General features: G+C 64.2%; 14 protein-coding genes. 11 read left to right on the top strand and 3 right to left on the bottom strand.

The window, feature by feature from the left end; all coding sequences use genetic code 11:
* Positions 1 to 10 precede the first annotated feature (10 nt).
* The 6 genes from ACLLJI_RS15405 (at position 11) to ACLLJI_RS15380 (ending at position 9985) form a co-directional block, all read left to right on the top strand.
* The gene (locus ACLLJI_RS15405) at positions 11 to 1552 is read left to right on the top strand and encodes an ABC transporter permease (protein WP_434613971.1); all 1542 of its coding nucleotides are present in this window, start codon (positions 11 to 13) and stop codon (positions 1550 to 1552) included.
* Entirely contained in the window at positions 1549 to 4422 is a 2874-nt protein-coding gene (locus tag ACLLJI_RS15400) for a dipeptide ABC transporter ATP-binding protein (protein WP_434613968.1), read from the top strand. Before ACLLJI_RS15405 ends, ACLLJI_RS15400 begins: the two co-directional genes overlap by 4 nt.
* A 182-nt stretch (positions 4423 to 4604) precedes the next feature.
* Positions 4605 to 6251: a peptide ABC transporter substrate-binding protein gene (locus tag ACLLJI_RS15395; RefSeq protein ID WP_434613965.1), complete on the top strand. Its 1647-nt coding sequence runs from the start codon at positions 4605 to 4607 to the stop codon at positions 6249 to 6251.
* A gap of 125 nt (positions 6252 to 6376) precedes the next feature.
* Entirely contained in the window at positions 6377 to 7303 is a 927-nt protein-coding gene (locus ACLLJI_RS15390; RefSeq protein WP_283559504.1) for an ABC transporter permease, read from the top strand.
* Entirely contained in the window at positions 7296 to 8270 is a 975-nt protein-coding gene (locus ACLLJI_RS15385) for an ABC transporter permease (RefSeq protein WP_434613961.1), read from the top strand. Before ACLLJI_RS15390 ends, ACLLJI_RS15385 begins: the two co-directional genes overlap by 8 nt.
* Entirely contained in the window at positions 8267 to 9985 is a 1719-nt protein-coding gene (locus ACLLJI_RS15380; protein WP_434613958.1) for a dipeptide ABC transporter ATP-binding protein, read from the top strand. Before ACLLJI_RS15385 ends, ACLLJI_RS15380 begins: the two co-directional genes overlap by 4 nt.
* A 162-nt stretch (positions 9986 to 10147) precedes the next feature.
* On the opposite strand, the gene ACLLJI_RS15375 is transcribed toward ACLLJI_RS15380, so the two are convergent.
* The gene (locus ACLLJI_RS15375) at positions 10148 to 11083 is read right to left on the bottom strand and encodes an SGNH/GDSL hydrolase family protein (RefSeq protein ID WP_434613955.1); all 936 of its coding nucleotides are present in this window, start codon (positions 11081 to 11083) and stop codon (positions 10148 to 10150) included.
* A 363-nt stretch (positions 11084 to 11446) separates the two neighbouring features.
* Between ACLLJI_RS15375 and typA the strand changes: the two genes are divergently transcribed.
* Both typA and ACLLJI_RS15365 read left to right on the top strand, forming a co-directional pair.
* The gene (gene typA / locus ACLLJI_RS15370; RefSeq protein WP_283559500.1) at positions 11447 to 13363 is read left to right on the top strand and encodes a translational GTPase TypA; all 1917 of its coding nucleotides are present in this window, start codon (positions 11447 to 11449) and stop codon (positions 13361 to 13363) included.
* Positions 13364 to 13408: 45 nt separating this feature from the next.
* Complete coding sequence (locus ACLLJI_RS15365) at positions 13409 to 14929, top strand: PIG-L family deacetylase (protein WP_434613952.1); 1521 nt, start codon at positions 13409 to 13411, stop codon at positions 14927 to 14929.
* A 97-nt stretch (positions 14930 to 15026) separates the two neighbouring features.
* On the opposite strand, the gene ACLLJI_RS15360 is transcribed toward ACLLJI_RS15365, so the two are convergent.
* The gene (locus ACLLJI_RS15360; RefSeq protein WP_434613949.1) at positions 15027 to 15242 is read right to left on the bottom strand and encodes a putative acetyltransferase; all 216 of its coding nucleotides are present in this window, start codon (positions 15240 to 15242) and stop codon (positions 15027 to 15029) included.
* A gap of 132 nt (positions 15243 to 15374) precedes the next feature.
* On the opposite strand from ACLLJI_RS15360, the gene fdxA reads away from it, so the two are divergent.
* The 3 genes from fdxA to ACLLJI_RS15345 all read left to right on the top strand — a co-directional run bounded on the left by fdxA (position 15375) and on the right by ACLLJI_RS15345 (position 18436).
* Positions 15375 to 15698, top strand: a complete 324-nt coding sequence (gene fdxA / locus ACLLJI_RS15355) for a ferredoxin (protein WP_283559497.1) — start codon at positions 15375 to 15377, stop codon at positions 15696 to 15698.
* Between the two features lie 157 nt (positions 15699 to 15855).
* Positions 15856 to 16965, top strand: a complete 1110-nt coding sequence (dapC, locus tag ACLLJI_RS15350) for a succinyldiaminopimelate transaminase (protein ID WP_434621573.1) — start codon at positions 15856 to 15858, stop codon at positions 16963 to 16965.
* 187 nt (positions 16966 to 17152) lie between these two features.
* Positions 17153 to 18436, top strand: coding sequence for a citrate synthase (locus ACLLJI_RS15345; RefSeq protein WP_434613945.1), 1284 nt, complete (start codon positions 17153 to 17155; stop codon positions 18434 to 18436).
* A 148-nt stretch (positions 18437 to 18584) separates the two neighbouring features.
* On the opposite strand, the gene galE is transcribed toward ACLLJI_RS15345, so the two are convergent.
* Positions 18585 to 19625, bottom strand: a complete 1041-nt coding sequence (galE, locus tag ACLLJI_RS15340) for a UDP-glucose 4-epimerase GalE (RefSeq protein WP_434613942.1) — start codon at positions 19623 to 19625, stop codon at positions 18585 to 18587.
* Between the last annotated feature and the right edge of the window lie 107 nt (positions 19626 to 19732).

Here is a 19732-nt window from a genome sequence, read left to right as displayed (position 1 = left end):
GGGCGTAAACATGGTGACGTATCTTGTCCGGCGCGTTTCCGCGGCCGTGCTCATCCTGCTGGGCGCATCCTTCGTCGTGTACCTGCTGACGGCTGCGTCCGGGGATCCGCTGCAGGAGCTTCGGTCCAGCACGTCCGCGAACCGGCCGCAGCTCATCGCGCAGCGCACGGAGCTGCTGCACCTGAACGTTCCGGCGCCGCTGCGGTACTTTATCTGGCTCCGGGGGGCAGCAGGATGCCTGGTTCCGTTCGCCGGGTCCTGCGATCTGGGCAAGAACCTGCAGGGCCAGCCCGTGACAGAACAATTGGGAACGGCCATGGTGCAGACCCTGTCTTTGGTCAGCGCCGCCGCACTGCTTGCCGTGGTCATTGGCGTGACGCTGGGTATCGTCACCGCCCTGCGCCGGCGCAGCGCCCTTGACTACGGCGTGACGTTCCTGTCCTTTCTGTTTTTTTCGCTGCCGGTCTTCTGGGCCGCCGTGCTGCTGAAGGAATACGGCGCCATCGGTTTCAACAACTTTCTCAGTTCTCCCCGGATCCCGGCCGCCGCGGTCCTGCTGATTGCCGCAGTGGTCTGCGTGGTCACCGCTCTCGGTGCCGGCGGCGGCGCCAGGCGCCGGATGGTGGCGGGCGGTTCGGCCGGCGCCGCGACGGCTGCGGTTTTGACCTACGTTTCGGCCGCGGACTGGTTCAGCGCCCCCGGCCTCGGACCCGTTGCGATCGCACTCTCCGGAGCGGGTGCAGCTTTCGGCTTCACCGCGCTGACCGCGGGCCTGCACAACACCAGGGCGCTTTACGCCGCATTTGCCGCCGCCGCAACGGGGGTGGCCTCCTACTTTGCAGTGCAGGGCCTGCTGGATCGGGCGACGTCGCTGATGATCGTGCTGCTGGCCGCGGCCACGATTCTGGCCGCAGTTCTGATCGGATTTCTGCTTGGGGGAGATGACCGCCGGGGCAATATCACGGCCGCGTCACTGACGGGTCTGCTGGTGGGGCTGGTAATTCTGATCGACAGATTTATGCAGGCCTGGCCCGTGTACTTCTCCGACAGCCGCATCCACGGCCGCCCGATCGCCACCATCGGTGCCGCGACGCCGGGCTTGGAGGGGGACCTGTGGGTCACGGGCCTGGACCGGATGACTCACCTTCTGCTGCCGACCGCCGCGCTCGTCCTGATCTCCATTGCCTCCTACACGCGCTACGCGAGGTCCTCGATGCTGGACGTCATGAACATGGACTACGTCCGCACGGCACGGGCCAAGGGCCTGCCGGAGTTCACCGTCGTCCTGCGGCACGCCTTCCGGAATGCGCTCATGCCGCTGACCACCATCGCGGCCGTTGATATCGGCGGACTGATCGGCGGAGCGGTGATCACGGAAAGTGTTTTCTCTTACCGTGGAATGGGCTCAATGTTCGTCGACGGTCTGCGCCAGGTGGATCCGAACCCTGTGATGGCGTTTTTCGTGGTTGTGGCCATCACGGCGCTGGCCTGCAATCTGTTGGCCGACCTGGTCTATGCCGCGCTGGATCCCCGGGTGAAGGTCGGCGCATGACGGCGAAGCCGCAGGCCAGCGGCCGGCACCCAGGCTTCGGTCCAAGTCCAAGCCCGGGACGGCTGGTCCGGCGCAGGTTCTTCGGCAATGTCGGGGCCCTGACGGGACTTACTGCCCTCGCACTGGTCATCCTTCTGGTCTTCAGCGCCGCCGGCATCAGGCTTTGGGGCGTGATCGATATTCCCGGCTGGTGGCACTACCGCTACGACGAGGTATTGCCGATCATCAACGATGCCGCCCCCACCTACCGGTTTCCGCTGGACTTCGGGGACCATCCATTCGGGCAGGACCGCGTGGGCCGCGACATGTTCGCGATGACGATGCGGGGAGCCCAGCTGTCGATCATCGTCATGGTCACCATCGGCATTATGGGCACCGCGATCGGCGTGCTGGTGGGGGCGGCCGCGGGCTACTTCAGTGGCGCCATCGGTGCCCTGCTGATGCGGATCACGGACATGGTCATCGTCGTTCCGGGCGTCGTCATCGCCGCTGTGCTCGGTGTGCTCGTGGGGCATGCCGGAACGGGGCGGACGGTGCTGGACGCGGACGGGAACGTCACCGTGGTGCGCTCATTTTCGGACGATGTCTTCACCTTCCTGCAGCAGAACCTGGGCGTGGTGCTGCTGGGCATGTTCCTAGGTCTGGTGATCTGGACCTCCATGGCCAGGCTGGTCCGCGCGGAGTTCCTGGTTCTGCGGGAGCTGGAGTTCGTTGACGCCGCCCGGCTTGCGGGCGCCTCGAACCACCGGATCATTACCAGGCATCTGCTGCCCAATGCCGCCGGAGTGATCATTGTAAATGCCACGCTGCTGATGTCTTCGGCGATCCTGCTCGAAGCGGGGCTGAGCTATCTGGGCTTCGGAGTCCAGGCGCCGGACACCTCGCTCGGGCTGCTGGTGGTCGCGAACCAGTCATCCATGTCCACCCGCCCGTGGTTGTTCTGGTGGCCAGGCGTGTTTATTGTGGTGATCTGCCTGTGCATCAACTTCATCGGCGACGGCCTGCGTGATGCGTTCGATCCGCGCCACGGGAGCGCCGCTCCAGCTAGGAGCAGGGAAGCTGCCGGCGGTTCGCGGCCGGTGCCAGGCCGGCGTGGCACCTCATCAGCCGGGTCGGCAGCTGAACCGCCGGACCCTGCAGAGTCCGCTGGCGCCCCCGTCCTTGCTGTGCGCGGTTTAAGGGTCGATTTCGCTGTCGACCGGCACTGGGTGCCGGCGGTTGTCGGATTGGACTTTCACGTGCATTCAGGCGAGGTGCTGGCCATCGTGGGGGAGTCCGGTTCGGGCAAGACCGCCAGCTCGATGGCGCTGCTGGGACTGCTGCCGGCGAACGGCAGGGCGACAGGCAGCGTGTGGTTCAATGGCGGGGAAATATTGAACGCCACACCCGGCACGCTCCGCCGCATCCGCGGTAAGGATATTGCGATGATCTTCCAGGACCCGATGACGGCGCTGAACCCGGTGTTCACGGTGGGCTTTCAGATTGTGGAGACCCTGCGGCAGCACAGCGCGATGTCGCCGGCGCAGGCCCGCAGCGATGCGCTGCGGATGCTTGCCTCGGTGGAGCTGCCGGATCCGGAAAGAACCTTTGACTCCTATCCGCACCAGCTTTCCGGCGGTCAGCGCCAGCGGGCCCTGATCGCGCAGTCCCTGTGCTGCCGACCCAAGCTGTTGATCGCGGATGAGGCAACCACCGCCCTGGATGTGATTGTGCAGGCGGAGATACTCGATTTGCTGCGCCGGCTGCGGACAGACCTCGATGCGGCGATCGTGCTGATCACCCATGATCTCGGTGTCGTGGCCGACCTGGCCGACCGGGTCATTGTGATGAGCGCCGGCGTGGCCGTGGAGACCGGCACCGCCCACGGGATATTTTCAGCACCGCGGCACGAGTATACAAAGGCACTTCTGCAAGCCGTTCCGCGGCTGGGCAGGCGCCCCGCTACCGCGCCCGCAGAAGACTGCCGCGCGGAAGGGCCGACCGAAGAAGGCCGCGCAGCCGGCGCGGGAGAAGGACGCGGACGTCCTGTCCTTGAGCTGTCCGGAGTGGGCATTGACTACCCCGGCGCACGAGGCGCAGGGGCGTTCCGCGCGGTCGATGGTATCGATCTGACCATCTACCCTTCCGAGCTGGTGGGGCTGGTGGGGGAGTCTGGGTCCGGTAAGACCTCGGTGGGACATGCCGCCGTTGGCCTGCTGCCCGTGACGGCGGGAGTGCTGCGGTTGCTGGATCGGCGACTGGACTCCGTCCGGCCCCGGGAATTGCGCGCCCTGCAGGAAAGAGTCGGCATGGTGTTCCAGGAACCATCGGGCTCCCTCAATCCCCGGATGCCCGTCGCGGCGACCATCGGCGAACCACTGCTGCTGGCCAAGGGCTCGCGCGGGGCCGGCCTGCAGCGCCGCGTCGATGAGCTGCTGGACCAGGTCCAGCTGCCCCGCAGCCACCGCAACCGATATCCGCACGAACTCTCCGAGGGCCAGAAGCAGCGGGTGGCAATTGCCAGAGCGCTGAGCTTATCGCCGGATCTGCTGGTAGCCGATGAGCCGACCTCCGCCCTGGACGTTTCGGTCCAGGCGAAGGTCCTGGACCTGCTGCGGATGCTGCAGCGCGAACTCGGCTTTGCCTGCCTCTTCATCACCCACGATCTGTCCGTGGCTGACTCCCTGGCGGATCGGATCGTCGTCCTGCAGGGCGGCCGAATCGTGGAACAGGGTCCGCGGGAACAGGTCTTTGGGAATCCGCGCGACGACTACACCCGGCGTCTGCTGGCGGCGGTTCCGGTGCCGGACCCGGACAGCCAGCGGATGCGCCGGAACCAACGCGCCCGGCCGGGCGGCGACAGTCTCCGGGACAGCTTTCGTGCCCGCTAAAACCCAAGGTTACATCTCGGTAACAAGATGCCCCAGGGGCCGCTAGTGTTTCCTATCGGAAACATTCGGGTCTAGGCTCATATCCACGTGATGCTGGCCACAGACCCGTGGTGCACGACCCCAGCACCAAAAACCCGGCACTAAAGAATGCCGGAGTCTCTCGCATAGAAATAGGAGGCGGAATGCGTTTTTCGCGTATTTCCAAAGCTCTCGGTGTCGCCACTGTGGTCGCTCTGGCCATGACGGCCTGCAGCGGCGGCAGCACCGGCACCACCAACACTTCAGCTGACACGACGAAGGTCATCACCGCGTTCGGCGGGGAACCGCAGAACCCGCTGCTGCCGGCCAACACCAACGAGGTCTATGGCGGCCGCGTGATGGACCTGATCTTCTCCGGCCTTTTGAGCTACGACGCTTCGGGCAAGACGGTGAACGAAATGGCCGATTCCATCGACTCCACCGACTCGCAGAACTACACCATCAAGATCAAGAGCGGCGAGAAGTTCAGCGACGGCTCGCCCATCACCGCCAAAAACTTCGTTGACGCCTGGAACTTTGGTGCGCTGAGCACCAACGCCCAACTGAACTCGTATTTCTTCGAGTCCATCGAGGGCTATAAAGACGTGAGCGCCATGGCCGCCGATGGCAAGACGGCTGCGCCGACCGCGCAAACGATGTCCGGTCTGAAGGTCGTCGATGACACCACCTTCACGGTGAAACTGGCACAGGCCGAGTCCGACTGGAAGCTGCGCCTTGGCTACACGGCCTTCTTCCCGCTGACCGAAGCCGCGATCGCGGACCCGAAGGCCGCCGGCGAGAAGCCGACCGGCAACGGGCCATACACGCTGAAGACCTGGAACCACAACGCCGAGCTCGATCTGGTGCCGAACCCGAATTACACGGGCCCGCGCAAGCCCAAGAACGCCGGCGTCACCTTCAAGGTCTACACCACGGCCGACGCGGCCTACCAGGACCTGCTGGCGGACAACCTGGACGTGCTGGATGGAATCCCCGCCAGCAGTATCAAGTCCTTCCAGAAGGACCTCGGGGACCGCAGCATCGTCAAGGCCTACGCAGGCAACGCGACGCTGACTATCCCGAGTTACCTGCCGGCGTTCCAGGGCGAAGCCGGCCAGTTACGCCGCCAGGCCATCTCCAAGTCGATCGACCGCAACCTGATCATCGACAAAATTTTCAACAACACCAAGAAGGTCGCCAAGGACTTCACCTCCCCGGTTATTGAGGGCTACAGTGACAGCGTGCCCGGCGCGGACGTGCTGACCTACGACGCAAGCGCGGCCAAGAAACTGTGGGACCAGGCCAACGCCATCACCCCGTGGGACAACTCGACGTTCACCATCGCGTACAACGTGGATGGCGCCGGCAACAAGGAATACGTTGATGCTGCGACGAACCAGATCAAGAACGCGCTCGGCATCCAGGCCGAGGGCAAGCCGTACGCGACATTCAAGGAACTGCGCAACGACGTCAATAAGAAGCAGCTGACCGGAGCCTCACGCGCCGGCTGGCAGGCCGACTACCCGTCGCTGTACAACTTCCTCGGCCCGCTGTACGGCACCGGCGCAGGTTCCAATGACGGGAACTACTCGAACCCTGCGTTCGATGCCAAGCTGAAGGAAGGGCTGAATGCCAAGTCCACCGATGAGGGCAACAAGATCTTCAACGAGGCTCAGCAGATCCTCTTCAAGGATCTGCCGGTGATCCCGCTGTGGTACCAGGCCCAGACGGGTGGCTGGAGCAACAACGTCACCGGCGTCGACTTCGGCTGGAACGGTGTCCCGCTCTATTACAACATCTCCGGCAAATAAACCAGCCGTACATCGATGGGGCCCGACCTGATGGTCGGGCCCCATCGTCGGGCCGGTAAGTCCTCACCACAAAAGGTATCCATGTTTCTCTCTGTCACTTACTACGATTCCACAAGGATCTCGTAATGCTGCGGTTCATCTTCCGGCGAGTGCTCCAGGTCATCCCGGTGTTTTTCGGGTCGACACTGATTGTCTACTACCTGGTTTTCTCGATGTCCGGCAGCCCGATCGACGCCTTGTCCGGTGGTAAACCCATCAGCCCGGCCGTCGTAGCCCAATTAACCGCACAATACCATCTGGATCAGCCGTTCTTCATCCAGTACGGCATCTTCATCAAGAACCTCTTCACCTTCAACCTTGGCACCAGCTTTTCCGGCCGCCCCATTGCCGCCATCATTGGCCAGGCATTTCCCGTGACTGCGCGGCTGGCCATCATGGCGCTGGCCATTGAAGCAATCTTCGGAGTCACAGCGGGAGTATTCGCCGGCCTGCGCAAGGGCAAGCTCTTCGACGGCACCGTCCTCATTGCCTCCCTGGTGGTCATCGCCATCCCGACCTTTGTGCTCGGCTTCGTGCTGCAGTTCGTCGTCGGCGTCAAACTCGGCTGGGCAAAACCGACGGTCGGCAGCGCCGCTGACTGGGCGGATCTGACTCTGCCGGCCGTTGTTCTCGGCCTGGTTTCCTTTGCTTACGTGCTGCGGCTGACCCGGACCAGCATTTTGGAAAACATGAACGCCGACTACGTGCGGACAGCCACAGCCAAGGGACTGTCCCGGCGCCGCGTCGTCATGGTCCATATTCTGCGCAACTCCCTCATCCCGGTTGTCACCTTTCTCGGTGCGGATCTCGGTGGCCTGATGGGTGGGGCCATTGTCACCGAGGGGATCTTCAATGTCCCGGGCGTGGGCAATACCTTGTACCGGGCGGTGCTCGCGGGCGAGGGGCCGATGGTTGTCTCGATCGTCAGCATCCTGGTGCTCGTGTTCGTCCTCGCCAACCTGCTGGTGGACCTGCTGTACGCCTGGCTAGACCCAAGGATTCGTTATGCCTGAAAATACCCCCATAAGTAGTACCTCCAGTAACCACCGGATAGAACATTTTGTCGCGGATATCGAACAGACTCCGCTGCAGGCCACCGATTCGCTGAATGAGCAGGCAGCACCGCTGAGCTTGTGGGCCGAGGCGTGGAAGAACCTGCGCCGGCAGCCGCTTTTCATCATCTCTGCGCTGCTGATTCTCCTGACCCTGACAGTGGCTTTCTTTCCCGGTCTGTTCACGCAGACCGTCCCCACGCAGTGCGATCTGATCAACTCCAATGCGGGCCCCGAGGGCGGCCATCCGCTCGGCTTCACACTGCAGGGCTGCGACGTTTATGCTCGATTAATCCACGGCACGCAGGCGTCCCTGGCCGTGGGGGTGTTTTCCACCCTCGGTGTGCTGATTATCGGCGGTACCATCGGTGCCATCGCCGGGTACTACGGCGGGTGGCTGGACGCGGTCCTGGCCCGTCTGGCGGACATCTTCTTCGCTCTGCCGCTGATCCTTGGCGCCATCGTGATCAACTCGCTGCCGGCCGTCCGTGAGCACCGCAGCGTCTGGACCGTGGTGGCAACACTGGTGGTTCTCGGCTGGCCGCAGATCGCCCGCATCACCCGCGGTGCCGTCATCGAGGTCCGCAATGCCGACTTTGTGGTGGCCGCCAAATCGCTGGGTGTGTCCAGGGTCAAGGCACTGATCACGCACGTCATCCCGAACTCGCTGTCCCCGGTCATTGTGATCGCGACGGTGTCGTTGGGTGTGTTCATCGTGGCCGAGGCGACACTTTCCTTCCTGGGCATCGGCCTGCCGGGGACGGTGATGTCGTGGGGCAATGACATTGCTGCGGCACAGACGTCTTTGCGCAATAACCCCTCGACCCTGCTGTGGCCCGCCGTCGCCCTGTCGATTACCGTACTGAGTTTCATTATGCTCGGCGATGCCGTGCGTGACGCTCTTGATCCGAAGGCACGCAAACGATGAGCAAAGACCGAGTGCAGATCACCGAGCAAGATGGCACGGGGCCGCGGCCCCTGTTGGAACTGCGGGACCTGGCCATCACCTTCACCACCGCGTCCGGAGACGTTCCGGCAGTCCGCAATGCGAATCTGACGATCATGCCCGGCGAAACCGTCGCCATTGTGGGCGAATCCGGCTCCGGAAAGTCGACGACGGCGTTGGCCGCCATCGGACTCCTGCCCGAGAACGGTTACGTCAGTGGTGGCCGGATTCTGTTTGATGGCGAGGACCTGACACAGGCCGACAGCAAGCGGATCCTCGAGCTCCGAGGCCGTTCCATCGGCATGGTGCCGCAGGACCCGATGTCGAACCTGAACCCGGTGTGGAAAATCGGCTTTCAGGTCAAGGAAACCCTCAAGGCGAATAATCTGGCGCGCAAAGACATTCACGTGCAGGTCGCGGAGGTGCTTGCCGATGCCGGTCTGCCGGACGCCGCGCGCCGCGCCAAACAGTATCCGCACGAGTTTTCCGGCGGCATGCGTCAGCGTGCGCTCATCGCCATCGGGCTCTCCTGCAGCCCCCGGCTGCTGATAGCCGACGAGCCCACATCGGCCCTGGACGTGACGGTTCAGCGCCAGATCCTGGACCACCTCGCGACCATGACCTCTGAATTAGGAACGGCCGTTCTGCTGATCACCCACGACCTTGGTCTCGCTGCAGAGCGGGCCGAGAAGGTCGTCGTGATGTACAAGGGGCGAGTGGTGGAATCCGGGCCGGCCCTGGAGATCCTGCGTAACCCGCGGCACCCCTACACCCAGCGCCTGGTCGCTTCGGCTCCGTCGCTGGCGTCGCAGCGGATCAAGTCCGCCAAGGCGGCCGGCCTTGAATCCAGCGATGTGCTGACTCCGGAGACGGATGCATCGCTCGCGAAGACTGATGACGTCATCGAGGTCAAAAATCTGACCAAGGTGTACAAGCTCCGCGGTGGCGCGGGTGGCAGCTCGGAATTCAAGGCCGTGGACGACGTCTCCTTCAACATCAAACGCGGAACCACCCTCGCGGTGGTGGGCGAGTCTGGTTCGGGCAAATCGACGGTAGCCAAAATGGTGCTGAATCTGGAAAAACCCACGGCGGGCAACATCATTTTCGACGGCGTCGACCTCACCGCGCTGGACAAGAAGTCGCTGTTCAACTTCCGCCGGCGGGTGCAGCCGATCTTCCAGGACCCCTATGGATCCTTGGACCCGATGTACAACATCTACCGGACGATCGAAGAGCCGCTGCGGGTGCACGGCATCGGGGACAAGAAGAGCAGGGAAGCGAAGGTCCGCGAGCTGCTGGACCAGGTCGCCCTCCCGGCGTCCTCCATGCAGCGGTTCCCGAATGAGCTTTCGGGTGGCCAGCGTCAGCGCGTTGCGGTGGCCAGGGCACTGGCACTTGACCCGGAAATCGTGATCTGCGACGAAGCAGTGTCGGCCCTGGATGTGCTGGTGCAGGCGCAGATACTGAACCTGCTGGCGGATCTGCAGACCGAGTTGGGGCTGACGTACCTGTTCATCACCCATGACCTGGCCGTCGTACGGCAGATCGCCGATCACGTCTGCGTCATGGAGAAGGGCCGGGTCGTCGAAACGGGGACCACGGACGAGGTCTTCAACTCGCCCACGCAGGGCTATACGCGTGCACTCCTGGATGCCATCCCCGGCTCCCGGCTGGAACTGCCGCCCGAGGTTGCGTAGCGCGGAACCGAAGAACTGCGGGTTCTGAAGAACAGCAGGTCCGGAAAACAGCAGAATCAACAACAAGCGGCGCCATCGGATCGGATGGCGCCGCTTGCGCCTAGGCTGGATGGCGCCGCTTGCGCCTAGGCTGGCTGGCTCGGCCGGGCGCCGGGTGCGCTTTCAGCCCACCTTTGAAAGGCGGGCGACGACGGCGCCGGTGCCCTTGATGGGCGGCGTAACTCCGAGGGCGGTCAATTGCCGGCTGAGGACGTCGGCCAGGACCCTGTGGCCCGCGGCGGTGAGGTGGACGCCGTCGGCCAGTTTGTCACCTACGCCGTATAGGGTGATCCAGTCGCCGACGCTGACGAACGGTATGTGGTTTTGGGTCGCGAACGTGCCCAGCAGCGCATCCACCTGGCTGCGCCGCGCGCCGCCGTACGGGGTGCCCTTGGCCAGGGTGCCGATCATGACGAACTTCGATTCCGGGTAGGTCTGCTTGAGATCCTTGAGCAGCCGCGCGGCGTTGGCCATGATCTGCTCGTCGGTGGCACCACGCGAAGCATCGTTGCCGCCGCCCTGGATCACCACCAGTGGGGCCTGGCCGTAGGGGAGGTACCAGTTGCCGTTTTCCAGGGCGTCCGGGTAGTTGCCGGTCCTGCCGTTGGCCGCAACGAACCCGGTCCCGCCGCGGCCGCGGAATTCCACGTTGTAGCCCAGATTGGCCAAGGCCGTATTGGTCCAGGTGTTCTTCGCGACGACGCCGGCGGCGCCCTCCGACTGCGAGTCGCCGATCAGCACCGCCGTGCGCCCGATATTGGGTTCGACCATTTCCTTCCGGCCGGTCGCCGGATTCAGGTACAAGGCACCTGCGGGCAGAGCCGCGGTGGCATCCGGCTGCCGGCTGGCTGCGTCGGTGGTGGGTGCCGGCGGGATGGTCTCCGCCGTGGTGGGGACTGTGATGGAGGGGGTTGTGGTTACCCGCACCGCGGCGGCCTGGGCACCGGGTGCGGCTGCCGCGACGTGGGGCGCCTCGGCTACCGGGGCGCACCCTGCGCAGAGCAGCATGAGCACCAATGCCGGTAGGGCCGCACGGGACAGAGCCGTCGATCTGAGCATTCTGACTCCATCTGATTCACGCACGTTACTCCCGCAACTATCCGGCAAGGACGGCGATAAATCCAGTCGTTGGCGGACCGGAATCCGATGGTCGCGTAAACGTTACAGTCCGCTTCCCTGCAGCCTTATCGCCGGTCAACCGGGGTCGGAATCCCCAACCCGGATCCGACCCTCAAAGGCGGTCTGCCTGTGCCGGCGGGAACGCTTAATTTAGGCCATTGATTGCTCCACCCAGTAGAATAAACACATGTGCCCATTTTGAGGGCCACCAGATGTCCGCGTGTAGTGCTGAGATATCTGGGTCTAACACCGTGATGGCCTACGGGTCCTCCGCCGGGAACATACTGAATCGAGCCTTATCGCATGTCTGAAACCACCGCCAAACTAGCCTCACGAAATGATCTGCGGAACGTCGCCATCGTGGCGCACGTTGACCATGGCAAGACCACCTTGGTGGATGCCATGCTGAAGCAGACCCATTCGTTTGCTGCCCACGGCAACGTGGCGGAACGAGTCATGGACTCCGGCGACCTCGAACGTGAAAAAGGCATCACGATTCTGGCCAAAAACACCACCGTTGCCTACAACGGTCCGTCCTCCAACGGCGAGACCATCACGATCAGCGTCATTGACACCCCCGGCCACGCCGACTTCGGTGGCGAGGTGGAGCGCGGCCTGTCCATGGTTGACGGCGTCGTCCTGCTGGTGGACGCGTCCGAGGGCCCGCTGCCGCAGACCCGCTTTGTGCTCCGCAAGGCCTTGGCCGCGAAGCTGCCGGTGATCCTGCTGGTGAATAAGACGGACCGGCCCGACTCCCGTATTGACGAGGTCGTGCACGAATCCATGGACCTGCTGCTGGGTCTGGCATCCGACCTTGCGGACGAGGTTCCCGACCTGGACCTGGATGCAGTTCTGAACGTCCCCGTCGTGTACGCCGCCGCCAAGGTGGGTGCCGCGTCGCTTGATCAGCCCGAAAACGGCAGCGTGCCCAATAACGATGACCTGGAACCGCTGTTCAAGACCATCCTCGACCACATCCCCGCCCCCACGTACGACCCCGAGGGGGTTCTGCAGGCGCATGTGACGAACTTGGACGCCTCGCCGTTCCTGGGGCGTTTGGCGCTGCTGCGCATCTACAACGGCACCCTGCGCAAGGGCCAGATCGTTGCCTGGGCGCGCCATGATGGTGAGTTGAAGAACGTCAAGATCACCGAGCTGCTCGCCACCAAGGCACTCGAGCGTGTCTCGGTCGAGTCCGCTGGCCCCGGCGAGATCGTCGCCGTCGCCGGTATTGAAGACATCACCATCGGTGAGACGCTGACCGACCCGGACAACCCGCAGCCGCTGCCGCTGATCAAGGTGGACGATCCGGCCATCTCCATGACTATCGGCATCAACACCTCACCGCTGGCCGGCCGCGTCAAGGGCCACAAGGTCACCGCCCGCCAGGTAAAGGACCGACTGGACAAAGAACTGATCGGTAACGTTTCCCTGCAGGTGCTCCCCACCGAGCGTCCCGACGCCTGGGAAGTCCAGGGCCGCGGCGAGCTGGCGCTGGCCATCCTCGTGGAGCAGATGCGCCGCGAGGGCTTCGAGCTGACCGTTGGCAAGCCGCAGGTGGTCACCCGGACCATCGACGGCAAGATCCATGAGCCGATGGACCACATGACCATCGACGTGCCGGAAGAATACCTGGGCAACGTGACCCAGCTGATGGCAGCCCGCAAGGGTCGGATGACCAACATGGCCAACCACGGCACCGGCTGGGTCCGGATGGAATTCATCGTCCCCGCCCGTGGCCTGATCGGATTCCGCACGCGATTCCTGACGGATACCCGCGGTGCCGGCATCGCGGCCTCCATTGCCGAGGGCTACGAGCCGTGGCACGGCCCGATCGAGTACCGCACGAATGGCTCCATGATCGCGGACCGTTCCGGCGTCGTCACACCGTTCGCCATGATCAATCTCCAGGAGCGCGGGTCCTTCTTCGTCCAGCCCACCACCGAGGTGTACGAAGGCATGATCGTCGGCGAGAACTCCCGCGCCGATGACATGGACGTGAACATCACCAAGGAAAAGAAGCTCACCAACATGCGTGCAGCTTCCTCGGATACGTTCGAAAACCTGACTCCGCCGCGCAACCTGACGCTGGAGGAATCCTTGGAATTCTCCCGCGAAGACGAGTGCGTCGAGGTTACGCCCGAGACCATCCGGATTCGTAAGCTCATCCTGGATGCCAGCGAACGCGCCAAGGCATACCGCAGCCGCGCCAAGTCATAGCAGCACCGCGTGAGCCGGCTCTGAAAAGTCCGGCAAAATAGAGATATGACTCAACAGCAACCCGCCCCCGACAAGTCTAGGGGTGGGTTGCTGCCGTTAACGGGAGCAACCGGATTCCGGCTGCTTTTCGTACACGCGCACCCGGATGATGAAACTTTGGTCACCGGCGCCACCATGGCACTGTATGCCGCGCAGGGGGCCGAGGTGGCGCTGCTGACGTGCACCCGCGGCGAGCTGGGCGAGGTCATTCCGGCAGAGCTGCGGCATTTGGAAGTAGCTCAGCCGGGAAATACCGACGACGGCGACGGGCTGGCCGCCGTGCGCACGCGTGAGCTCGCCGCAGCCCTCCGGGCGCTGGGGGTGCAGCGGAATTTCTGGCTGGGTCAGGGACCTGCGAACGCCGGTCCGGGCCCGGACATGGTCTACCGCGACTCGGGGATGTCCTGGGGCTCTGACGGCCGCGCCCGGGCCGCCGAAACGGTACTCCCCGGTTCGCTCTCTCGGGCTCCGCTCGACGAGGTGGCCGGCCATGCGGCACAGCTCATCCGTACGCTTCGTCCGCACGCTGTCATCACGTATGCCGGGGATGGCGGCTACGGCCACCCGGACCACATCCGCACCCACGAGCTGACCGTCCGCGCCGTGCAGCTGGCCGCGGCGGAGGATGGCCGCGGCCGGCTCCCGGGCGGATCCCACGCCGGATACCCGCGCCCGGACAACGACGCTGCCATCGTGGGGCCACGTGACCCGACTGCTGACCCGACTGCTGAACCGGCCGGAAGCCCCGTGGAGGGCCCGGCTGGAAGCCCCGTGGAGGGCCGTGCCTGGCGCGTGCCCGCGGTGTACACGATCCTCAGCGACCGTCCGGAACGCCCGGTTGAGGGGAACGCGGCACTGATTGAGGTGCACGGGGACTTTATGGCCAAGCGCGCGGCGATGTCGGCGCACCGGACGCAGGTAACCGTGGACGGCAGCCGTTATGCGCTGTCCGACGGCGCCTGGAAGGACATTTCAGGGGTGGAGACGTTCCAGATCTTCGGGGTGGCGGACGGGGATCGGACATTGTCTGGCCTCGCCCCGGACGGTGCCCCGCCCGCCGTGGCCCCGGACGGTGACCCGCCCGCCGTCGGCGGAACGGGCGGGACCGATCGGACGACCCCGCCGCTGCGCACAGCGCCCTCCCTCCTGCGCAGGTCCGTCGCAGCCGTTGCTGCCGGCATCGTGGGCGGTCTGCTGGGTACCGCGCTGCATGGCCACGTCCTGCTGGCGGGGGATCTGCTGCTCCCGTGGGGCGCCGCGGCGGCTCTGCTGCTGGTCCTCTCCCTGAGCCTGTTCATCGGGCTGTGGGGGAGGTCTGGCTGGCTGAGCGCGGTCAGCGGATTTGCCGCCTATCTGGTGGCTGGTCTGCTTGCCATTCCACGGGGCGAATACGGATTGGTGATCGGCGATCTGCAGGGCACGGTCTGGCTTTATGGCATCGCGGTGGCGACGCTCGCTGCGGGGCTCGGCTGCGCCTACGTGCTCCGCCACCATCGGAGCCGTCGCCAGGCTCCGGGATTAGGCTGACGGCCGGATACCGGTGGGTGACGGCCGGGATCCTGATGGCGGCCGGCCGGGATTCGGGTTGGCGACCGGCCCAACCCATATCGGGCGGCGGCGGCTTTTATCGGGCGGCGGGCCGGCGTTCGGGTGCCGGCGGAACCGGTTTCGCGGCCTGCACGTCCTCCAACGCAATCACCACGTCCCCTGATCTGGTCTGCACGACGCACTGCATCGGATCCAGCGCGCTGAGCAGGCCCAGGGCATCGGTCAGGCCGCCGTCGATCCGGTAGCGTACAACTACGCGGGTGCCCAGGGGTAGGAGCTTGAGTCTGTTCACGGCGGTGTCCACGAGTTCATACTAGGTCTTGAATGGCCGGCAGCTGGCCTGCGGTGGGGGATAATGAAGACAACCCACACCATTCCCGGGTGCACATTTCCCGGGGCACAATTTCTCCAGGAAGGTCGGGACGTGACGTATGTAATCGCGCAGCCGTGCGTGGATGTCAAGGACAAGGCATGTATCGAGGAATGCCCCGTCGACTGCATCTATGAGGGTGAGCGTTCGCTCTACATCCATCCCGACGAGTGCGTGGACTGCGGCGCATGCGAACCGGTCTGCCCAGTCGAAGCCATTTACTACGAGGACGACACCCCGGACGAATGGGCCGAATATTACAAGGCCAACGTCGAGTTCTTCGACGAGCTCGGTTCGCCGGGCGGAGCCGCTAAAATCGGCAACACGCACCGCGACCACCCCATTATTTCTGTGCTTCCACCGCAGAACCAGGGCTGACGATCGTTTGACGACTCGACCAGCCACGGAACCCGCCACAGACGCTGCGGGGGTGGCCGCTGCCACGGATACGGGCACGGCTGCTGCCACGGATACGGGCACGGCTGCTGCCGTCGACGCCGGCCCGGGTACCGGACGAGCGGCCTTTGGCCTCGCCCTGCCCGAGTATCCGTGGGACGCCATGGCCCCCTATGCCCGGACGGCATCCATGCACTCCGGAGGGGCCGTCAATCTCTCCATCGGCACACCCGTTGATCCCACCCCTGCCGTGATCCGGCAAGCGTTGTCCGGTGCGGCCGATGCGCCGGGCTATCCCACTACGCATGGCACGTCCGCGCTGCGGCAGGCGATCGTGGACTGGTTTGACCGACGCCGCGGCGTCCCCGGGCTGGACCCGGCCGACGTTATGCCCACCGTCGGTTCCAAGGAACTGGTGGCGTGGCTGCCTTTGCTGCTGGGACTTGGGGCCGGGGACGTCGTCGTCCGTCCCGCTGTCGCCTACCCCACCTACGATATCGGCGCGCTGATGGCCGGTGCCACGGCTGTTGCCGCTGACTCGCTGGACGAGCTGGACGCGGATACCCGGGCCCGGGTGCGGCTCGTGTGGATCAATTCCCCGGCCAACCCTACCGGGATCGTCCGCACCGCGGAGGAGCTGAAGATCCTGGTTGAGCAGGCCAGGCAGCTGGGCGCGGTCGTTGCCTCCGATGAGTGCTATGCCGAGTTGGGCTGGGGGAAATGGGACCCGGAGCGCGGCGGAGAGCCCGTCCCGAGTGTCTTGGACCCGAGGGTCTGCGGAGATTCCACGGCCAACCTGCTGGCCGTCTACTCACTGAGTAAACAGTCCAACGTTGCCGGCTACCGTGCGGCTTTCGTGGCCGGAGACGCGGCCATTATGGCGAATCTGGTCAACAGCCGTAAACATGCAGGCATGATCGTGCCGTATCCCGTGCAGGAAGCCATGCGCGTGGCCCTGGGCGAGGATGACCATGTCCGTGCACAAAAGGACCTGTACCGCAGCCGGCGCGAACGCCTGCTGCCGGCGTTGGAGGCGTTCGGGCTTACCATCCATCACTCCGAGGCAGGACTGTACCTGTGGTGCACCGCGGGAGAAGACACCTGGCACACCATCTCCCGGCTGGCCAAGCGGGGTATCGTGGCGGGCCCGGGTGTTTTCTACGGTGAAGCGGGGAATGGATTCGTCCGCGTAGCGCTGACCGGAACGGACGAACGTATTGATGCCGCAGCAGCCCGGCTGCGCGCCTAGCCGCAACGCAGCGTGACGGTCGTCTCATTTGGTGCCTTTTAGTGTGCATTTTGTGCTGCAGGATTAGTCCTGATGGCCTGCTGCGAGGTAGTTTCTTAACTGACTGACCCGGCGCACTGACGCAAATGCATGATTTTCTCAATAGGGCCTCTGCGAAGAGGCTGGGCTACCTCATGAAGGGGACTCCATGACTGATTCGACGGGCGCATCCCTGCGCTACGACGGCGGAGAGCTCGCACTGCCGCGGATTGCTGCCGCAGAGGGCAATGACGGGTACGACGTTTCCAAGCTGCTGACGGCCACGGGTGCTGTCACCTACGACCCCGGTTTCATGAATACCGCGGCCACCACCTCGGCCATTACCTACATTGACGGTGACAAGGGCATTCTGCGGTACCGCGGCTACCCGATCGAGGAGCTGGCGGCGCACTCGAACTTCCTGGAGGTTTCCTACCTCCTGATTTACGGGAACCTGCCGACGCCGGCGGAGTACGCTTCCTTCGACCAGCGCATCCGCCGCCACACCCTGCTGCACGAGGATCTCAAGGGCTTTTTCGGCGGCTTCCCGCGCGATGCGCACCCGATGCCCGTGCTCTCCTCCGCGGTCTCGGCGCTCTCCACGTTCTACCAGGACTCGCTGGATCCCTTCGACGACGAGCAAGTCGAACTGTCCACCTACCGTTTGCTGGCCAAGATGCCCGTGATCGCCTCGTACGCGCTGAAGAAGTCGCTCGGTCAGCCGATGCTCTACCCGGACAATTCCATGAACCTGGTGGAAAACTTCCTGCGCCTGAGCTTCGGCCTGCCCGCCGAGCCTTATACCTTGGACCCCACGGTGGTCAAGGCCCTGGACCTTTTGCTCATCCTGCACGCGGACCACGAACAGAACTGCTCCACCTCGACGGTTCGTCTGGTCGGCAGCTCCAACGCCAACATGTTCGCCTCCGTTTCCGCCGGCATCAATGCGCTGTTCGGGCCGCTGCATGGCGGGGCAAATGAAGCCGTGTTGAACATGCTTCGCCAGATCCAGGCCAGCGGTGAGCCGGTGGAGAAGTTCGTGGAGCGCGTAAAGAACAAGGAAGCCGGAGTGAAGCTGATGGGCTTCGGACACCGGGTCTACAAGAATTACGATCCGCGCGCCAAGATCGTCAAGGAAACGGCCCACGAGATCCTCGCCAAGCTGGGCGGCAATGACGAGCTGCTGGACATCGCGATGCGCCTGGAAGAAGTGGCACTGACCGACGACTACTTCATCTCGCGTAAGCTCTACCCGAACGTGGACTTCTACACCGGCCTGATCTACAAGGCCATGGGCTTCCCGGAGAAGATGTTCACCGTGCTCTTCGCGATCGGCCGCCTGCCTGGCTGGATTGCGCAGTGGCGCGAAATGATGAAGGATCCGCAGACCAAAATCGGCCGTCCGCGACAGCTCTACACGGGCGAAGCGGAGCGCATGTACCCGTCGCGCTAAGAGCGTAGGGCCGGCGACGGCGGTCGGAGACTTTCCCAGCGAAGGTCCCCGGCCGCCGTCGTACTCTTAAATCTATTGTGGTGCAACTGCTCGATTCAGCGCTCATTCGGATCGGCGCATAGTCGGGCAGCTGCGGCACAGCCGGAGGTCAGGCAGTGGTGTAGCCTTGTGGATTGTTCTTCTGCCAGCGCCAATGGTCCTGGCACATTTGGTCCAGGGTCTTGCTGGTGGACCAGCCCAGATCCGCCAGGGCGGCCGACGGATCGGCCCAGAACGCTGGAAGGTCCCCGGCTCGCCGCCCGGTTATTTCGTGTGCAAGTTCGTGGCCCACTGCCCGCTCAAAGGAGTGTAGGACGTCAAAGACGGAGGAGCCGATGCCGGAGCCGAGGTTCCAACGGAACACGCCGGCCTTTTGTGCCACATGATTGACGGCGGCGACATGGCCTTCGGATAGGTCCATGACGTGGATGTAGTCGCGCAGGCAGGTCCCGTCCGGAGTATCGTAGTCACCGCCGAAGATCATCAGCTTTTCGCGCCGGCCGACGGCCACCTGGGCAATGAACGGCACCAGATTGTTCGGAATGCCCAGCGGGTCCTCGCCGATCCGGCCGGATTCGTGCGCGCCCACCGGGTTGAAGTAGCGCAGCAACGCGATGTGCCAGCGGCTGTCGGCGGCGCCAACGTCACTGAGGATATCCTCTACCTGCTCCTTGGTGCGGCCGTAGGGGTTATTCGCCCCGATCTCCATTTTTTCGATGTACGGCACTGGGTTGCTCTCACCGTAGACAGTGGCCGAGGAGCTGAAGACCAGGGTGCGCACGCCGTAGTCATCCATGACGCGAAGCAGATTGATGGTGCCGCTGACGTTGTTGTGGTAATACCGCAGCGGCTGGCTGACCGACTCCCCGACGGCCTTCAACCCGGCAAAGTGGATGACGGCGTCGATCCGGCTGTGCGAGCCCTCCGTCCCGCTGTTCCGCGCAAAGACCTCCCGCAGCGCCGGCTCATCCAGCAGATCGACGGCGTGAAAAACTGCTGTCCTGCCGGAGATCTCCTGCACCCGGCTCAGTGACTCCCGGCTGGAGTTAGCCAGATTGTCTACAACGAGTACGTCATGGCCGGCCTCCAGGAGGGACAGGACGGTGTGTGAGCCTATGTAACCGGTTCCGCCGGTAACCAAAACTTTCATGGTTCCAACCCTACCGGGACGGGGATGGGGACCGGGACCTGCCCCCGCACCGCCTCCGGTCCGCCCCATGGATCCGCCACGGGACCTCGGTGGACCAGTCGTGCCAC

It is taken from the genome of Arthrobacter sp. A5 (assembly GCF_051131705.1).
GTDB lineage: Bacteria > Actinomycetota > Actinomycetes > Actinomycetales > Micrococcaceae > Arthrobacter_M.
Note: the sequence above shows the minus strand (reverse complement) of the source record. Positions and strands in the feature narration are given on the sequence as shown.